A 4,857-nucleotide genomic window follows, 5' to 3' on the forward strand; every position below is an offset into this window, starting at 1 on the left:
GCAGAGTGGTAACAACTATTTATCCGTGTTTGCGATAAGGATAATTGTGTCAGATAAGCCTCCGAGCGACTTGGTTAAGGTTAATTTCAGGATTAAAGAGCGCGAGTACCTTGAGATGAAAAGGCTAGTAGCGTCCAAGAAGTACTCTTCGATCTCTGAGCTTGTCAGGCACGCTATCGAGTTACTTCTTGAGGAGTACACTGGAAAGGTATAAGGTAAGTTTTCTCTCCAAAGAGAAGTATCTTAACCTTTTCTGATACCGGGAACATCGTAAGTGCCTCCGCTTTCTCTAGGTATACCTCGAAGGTCTCGTATGTTCTCAGGTTTAATACCTGGAGAAAATTCCCACTCTTAGAAAGAACCAGGCCCTCGGCCAGATCTTCTTCGCTGGCAACTACGTTCATCTTTGAGGTTACCTCACGGGTGAGGTTTAATCGAACCTTCGTGTATCGCTGCAGGTTCAAGAGCTCTACATACCGCTGCGATAAGGCTGAGACATAATATAACTCCTGGTCCAATTTTACTACATCTCCGGGAACGAAGCCTGGGAGCAGCAGCCTTATAGTCCTCTTGTACTTCTCGCGACCACTCCCATCTACACCGATAAGCTTGCTTGTCTCGAGAACCTCAACGTACATCCTCCTGGACAGGGCCTCGGCGACCTTTCTGGCAGCGGGATACCCGGAGAAGTATATGTCGAGACCCTCAGGTTTTTGCTGAACCTCCACGGGAACCGCTGAAGGGTCGTGTGTTGAAAGCTCGGTAAGGGTATCCTCGATGATCTTGGAAATTTCCTTAAGCCGTTTCTCGCCTAGTCTCTGGTCGCGTGCCCTAATCTGTATTAAGGCGTGCTTCCTTCTTGAGACTTGTCCGAGGCATGCCTCGCAGACGGTCTTCCTAGTCAACACCTTCATCACATGCTCCTCCACGTAGTCGCTTCGAAGCTCGTTTGACGCTCTACCTTTAGCCTTAATAATTATTAGGGAAAGGTCCTCCGAGACTTTTATGTCAACTTCTCGAAGGAGCCCACGTACCCGTGCTATCTTTGAGATGTTCTTCTCGAGATCCTCCTCCAGATCCTCTCGCGAGGAGAGCCACTTGTCCTTCCTTATACTAAGCGAGCCACAAATCCTGCACACATGTAGCTCGACATGATCAGACTTCAACTCGAGTAAGGGGTGCTCTTTCCTATAGCAGTCCTCGCATAGACCCTCAACTAGCTTATCCGTCTCCCTGCCACAGGCTGGACATATGAGCAGCCTCTGCATCACAACCCGTCACATCGACTCGAACGGCATCTTAAAAATTTGCACATGGGGTATACCGGCTACCTCGACGCTGGCCTCGCGCACAGTTGGAAAAATCTTGACAAGCTTCTCGACACATGTTCTGCCAAAAGCCGTTATGCTGTCTGCACGTGACAATACTCTTTCTAGCTCGGGGGAATCCACGTCAAGCAGCAAGCCCCCGAAAAACTCATGGGTAAGCCTTACTTTTATCTTTCCCTGGGAGAACTCCCTCCCAAGCAACTCCTCATCACACATGGCCACCATGGTGTACTGGCTGGTCTCGTGAACCTTGACGGATACCCGGGCCACCGTTGATATACCTCAGATTCTTTACCTTTTACCATGGATAAAAAGCTTGCCTCCCAACCTGCAAAAGCCTTTTGAGCGTGAAGCGAGCATGAAAAGTGGATGATGAGGGTTGGTATTAACGACCGGTGAGTTGTGATACCAGGACTGACAGTTTTAAGCCCTCAAAATATTGGCGAGTTTGTCTTTTACAACTATGCCCTTGCCATTCTGGATGTCAAAGACGTATATATCGGGGGGCACAGGCCTCCACCGCATCTTGCGGACGAAGAGTGTACGGTAAAAGGTGTTCTTGACTCTCTCGAGTCCAAGCACGAAGACTCCTGCAGCTAGGAACTCCTCTACGCCGAAGCGGCTTAGTGCGGTGCTTCCTGTCGGTATCTCTGATACGATGATGTTTGTCGTTCCTATCCTCTTCTCAAGGTTTATTATAAGGTTTTTAATATACTCGCGAGTCCAAGCGACATCACCCTCATTCACCATAAGGGGGGCTATAGGGTCTATTACCAGCCTTTTCGCCTCAATCTTCCTCGTCTCTTCCAGTATACCATAGACTATTGAGTCCACCACAGTGTTTGCGGGCTTGTTCTTGAGCCTCTCGACGAAGTCGGGCATGAGGGTTAACACGTTCAGCATCCCCTGGCTTATTAGGGATTCCACGTCCCAGCCGAAGTCGTTAGCACCCCTCACAAAGTCGTCGTAGTCCTCGTCTACAAGCACGTATATGCCGGGCTCCCCCATCCTGATACCTTGTATAAGGAACGTCAACGAGAATAACGTTTTTCCTGTTCCCGTCTCTCCTGTAACGAGATAAGACCTGCCTCGAAGCAACCCCCCTATTCTCTCGTCAAGTCCCTCTATGCCCGTCTTGACCAGGTCGTATCCCCGTCTCTCACCGCCTACAAGTGCCTTTTCCTCGTGGACCAGCTGCTCATCCGGAGTAGCCTCCGACGGGGGCTGCGCGTCTTCAACAGGTATATTGGTGGGGGAAGGCATGTTTTTGTCGAAACGCTTACGCCCAAGCATATGTTCTTAACCTGGACCAGCTAAATAAGTGAATCGCATGGGATTTGTAGAGATAAACGCCATCGTCAAGAGGCCCAGGAGCGGGACATTGAGAGTTGCACTGCTATACCCTTCGCTTTACCTAGTGGCGGCTGACTCGTTGAGCTATCAAATGCTCTACTACTATCTAAACCAGCAGGATGATGTTTATGCCGAGCGCTTTGTCCTCGATACTGATGGATCCCCTAGGGTTGAAAGCCTGGAAACAGGCTCCCACCTACGCCAGTTTGACCTCATAGTCGTCTCGGTGCACTACGAGCTAGACCTTGTCAATATTTTACGCTTCCTCATAGCAGCCGGGATACCGCCGAGATCAAGGGATCGGGTGGCTCCCATAATAATTGCTGGGGGACCACCTGTTATAGCTAATCCCGTGCCACTCTCTGAGTATATAGATGTACTAGCGGTGGGCGAGATAGAGGAGATAATGCCGTTTTTCCTCGAGAAAGTCAGAGAGAACGGTTTAGACAAAGACCAACTACTGGATGCCCTCCCCGCCTCCAAGGGGTTCTACGTGCCGCATCATAATAATGGAGAACCCGTAGACTTCATTTTCCCGAAAAGCCTCCCACGAGAATTCCACCCAGCTGCTCAGTTCCAGCCGCTGGAGTATAAAGGGTGGAGGCGCAGGACAGCTGTAGAGACTTCACGGGGGTGTTACAGGAGCTGCAGGTTCTGCTTGGAGGGCAGGATATTCAACGTCATGCGCGAGAGGCCTCTGAAGGATGTCATCGAGATAGCCTTAGAGGGAAGTAGCTCAAACAAGACGCGGCTAGTAAAGCTTGTAAGCCTCTCCTATTTCGATCACAGTAAGGCCAAGGAGATCTTGGAGAGGTTGATCGAGGAGGACTTCATGTTTTCAACACCGAGTTTTCGCGCGGAGACACTCGACGAGGACAAGCTCGAGCTTGTCAAGCAGGGCGGGCAGAAGACGCTAGTCATGGCTCCCGAGACGGGATCCAAGAGGCTTGCCCTTACTATAGGTAAGTACCTAAGCCTCGACAGAGCACTCGAGGTTGCGGCCATCGCCAAAAGGCACGGCTTTAAGAGCCTTAAACTCTACCTGATGGTGGGGATTCCGGGAGAGACTATTGAGGACCTTGTAGAGACAGTGAAGTATATCGAAAGGATTTCACAGGAGTCCGGCTTCAGAGGGGAGAGAGAGCTTAAGCTAACGGTGAGCCCGTTTGTGCCGAAGCCACACACCCCCCTTCAAGACGCGGCATTCATAGGGCTTAGAGAGGCTAGGAGGAGAATCGATTTCCTGCAGAGAAGCCTTGGGGCAATAGCTAGTATCAGGGAGTATGATCCCAGGCTTGCAGCAATACAAACGGTGATAGCCAGGGGCGATGCAGAGGTGGGTAGACTGCTACTGGAGTGGGCTTTCCTCGGAGGTGGTTTAGGGGCGTGGCGTAGAGCAGCACATAATGTTGGATTGAATGTTAAGAGATATCTTGGCGTTCTAAGTCAGCCCCACCCGTGGGACTTTATACGCCTGAGTCCACGCGCTTTATGGCTTAAGGCGGGCTAGCCTGGGCTGAATACACTCCCTAAGCCTCTTAGCATGTTCTCGCCTCGTGTAAACCCTTACAGGAGAATATGCAAAGTCCTTGAGAGCCTTTAACAGGCTTCCGTTGACGTTCATGATGCTCTCGAGCCTGTCCCCGCGTATGATCAGCAGGCTGTCCGGATCCTTTACAGGGATGAGCTTTGGGATGTGCACGATAACCCATTCTTGAGGAATACCGCACTCGGCTGAGGCTTCCAGAAGCTCGCCAGTAACGTCTTGATGTGAACTTGACGGAAGATGAACTTCGGCGACAAGGACTGGGATCTCTCCGTGTAAAAACATGCGGGAGGCCTCGCCCAGCCACCCTCCCCGCCTTGAGAGGCCCTTGATCTTTTCGAGTAAGAAGCAGTCGTCGAAGAAGCACCATTCCCCGCTAGCAATGATCTCGGATGGGGGTTCTAATAAGTTCTCTTCAATCATGTTGTTGTAAATTTTAGCGAGGAGGGCTTCTAAGGCTGTAACATGCTTGTGGTAGTAAACTCGTCTGAAAAGCTCGAGCCTAGTAATGATGAGCGCCTCTACGGCGACTTCTGAGCCTTCGCTGAAGGCCATCACCCATCTGCTGCCCAACTTCACAAGCCGAGCGTGTCTGATAACCCTCTCTAGGTCAACCCCCTTGTAGGGCAG

6 protein-coding genes are annotated in these 4,857 nt (G+C 50.9%); 2 read left to right on the forward strand and 4 right to left on the reverse strand.

Annotated features, from left to right (window positions below; all coding sequences use genetic code 11):
• Positions 1 to 214 (forward strand): ribbon-helix-helix domain-containing protein (locus ACP5KC_RS08765; protein ID WP_424740632.1); only part of this gene is annotated, 214 nt, incomplete at its 5' end.
• Here the strand turns inward: ACP5KC_RS08765 and ACP5KC_RS08770 are convergent.
• The 3 genes from ACP5KC_RS08770 to ACP5KC_RS08780 all read right to left on the reverse strand — a co-directional run bounded on the left by ACP5KC_RS08770 (position 174) and on the right by ACP5KC_RS08780 (position 2,621).
• Complete coding sequence (locus ACP5KC_RS08770) at positions 174 to 1,268, reverse strand: NMD3-related protein (protein WP_273432934.1); 1,095 nt, start codon at positions 1,266 to 1,268, stop codon at positions 174 to 176. The genes ACP5KC_RS08765 and ACP5KC_RS08770 overlap by 41 nt on opposite strands.
• A gap of 9 nt (positions 1,269 to 1,277) precedes the next feature.
• Positions 1,278 to 1,598 carry a DUF424 domain-containing protein gene (locus ACP5KC_RS08775; RefSeq protein ID WP_052884708.1) on the reverse strand — a complete coding sequence of 107 codons (321 nt, stop codon included), beginning with the start codon at positions 1,596 to 1,598 and terminating at the stop codon, positions 1,278 to 1,280.
• A gap of 153 nt (positions 1,599 to 1,751) precedes the next feature.
• Positions 1,752 to 2,621, reverse strand: a complete 870-nt coding sequence (locus tag ACP5KC_RS08780) for an ATPase domain-containing protein (RefSeq protein ID WP_236944874.1) — start codon at positions 2,619 to 2,621, stop codon at positions 1,752 to 1,754.
• A gap of 37 nt (positions 2,622 to 2,658) precedes the next feature.
• On the opposite strand from ACP5KC_RS08780, the gene ACP5KC_RS08785 reads away from it, so the two are divergent.
• Positions 2,659 to 4,191: a radical SAM protein gene (locus ACP5KC_RS08785; RefSeq protein WP_428287304.1), complete on the forward strand. Its 1,533-nt coding sequence runs from the start codon at positions 2,659 to 2,661 to the stop codon at positions 4,189 to 4,191.
• On the opposite strand, the gene ACP5KC_RS08790 is transcribed toward ACP5KC_RS08785, so the two are convergent.
• Positions 4,171 to 4,857, reverse strand: a 687-nt coding sequence (locus ACP5KC_RS08790; RefSeq protein WP_424739343.1) for a hypothetical protein, incomplete at its 5' end; no start/stop codon positions are given. The two genes, ACP5KC_RS08785 and ACP5KC_RS08790, sit on opposite strands and share 21 nt — an antisense overlap.

The organism is Infirmifilum sp., assembly GCF_049970975.1.
Classification (GTDB): Archaea; Thermoproteota; Thermoprotei; order Thermofilales; family Thermofilaceae; genus Thermofilum; species Thermofilum uzonense.

What these genes read in the sequence shown, in the direction of transcription:
- ACP5KC_RS08780 (WP_236944874.1), bottom strand. Translation starts at nt 2,621, where the DNA reads ATGCTTGGGCGTAAGCGTTTCGACAAAAACATGCCTTCCCCCACCAAT.
- ACP5KC_RS08785 (WP_428287304.1), top strand. Translation starts at nt 2,659, where the DNA reads ATGGGATTTGTAGAGATAAACGCCATCGTCAAGAGGCCCAGGAGCGGG.
- ACP5KC_RS08770 (WP_273432934.1), bottom strand. Translation starts at nt 1,268, where the DNA reads ATGCAGAGGCTGCTCATATGTCCAGCCTGTGGCAGGGAGACGGATAAG.